We start from the raw sequence: 663 nt of genomic DNA, 5'->3' as shown, positions 1-663 counted from the left end.
GCGTGCCGACGGTGTTCAATCTCCTTGGGCCGCTTACCAATCCGGCGCGGCCGCGGGCGGGCTTGATCGGCTGCGCGTTCGCTGACCTCTCCGAGGTGATGGCGGGCGTGTTCGCCGCCCGCCGGTCCAGCGTGCTGGTGGTGCACGGTGACGACGGGCTCGACGAGTTGACGACCACCACGACCAGCACCATCTGGCGGGTGCAGGCGGGCACGGTGGACAGGCTGACGTTCGATCCGGCCGGATTCGGTTTCCCCCGGGCCGATCTCGACGACCTGCTGGGCGGTGACGCGCAGGCCAACGCGGCCGAGGTGCGCGCGGTGCTGAGCGGCGGCAAGGGCCCGGTGCGCGACGCCGTCGTGCTCAATGCCGCCGGCGCCATCGTCGCGCACGCCGGGTTATCCAGCCGCGCTGAATGGTTGCCGGCGTGGGAGGACGGGTTGGCCCGCGCCTGCGCGGCCATCGATTCCGGTGCGGCCGAACACCTGCTCGCGCGATGGGTGCGGTTCGGCGAGCAGGTCTGAGTCCCGGAGGTCTTGGGCCGCAACCTGTTCTGCGGCCAGCCGCGCCGAGCGGGCCGTCGCGGCCCACGCCGACCAGGCACCGGCCGACCGCAGCGGGGAAGCCCAGCCGTCCTCGGCGACCCTGACGATGCGCACGCCG

General features: G+C 73.2%; 1 pseudogene. It reads left to right on the top strand.

The features are described from left to right. Positions 1 to 524: pseudogene (locus A9W96_RS28970) on the top strand (anthranilate phosphoribosyltransferase); the annotation flags it as partial. Between the last annotated feature and the right edge of the window lie 139 nt (positions 525 to 663).

The organism is Mycobacterium sp. 1245852.3, assembly GCF_001669335.1.
Taxonomy (GTDB): domain Bacteria; phylum Actinomycetota; class Actinomycetes; order Mycobacteriales; family Mycobacteriaceae; genus Mycobacterium; species Mycobacterium europaeum_A.
The sequence above is the reverse complement of the archived record's forward strand: the minus strand, read 5'-3'. Positions and strand labels throughout refer to the sequence as shown.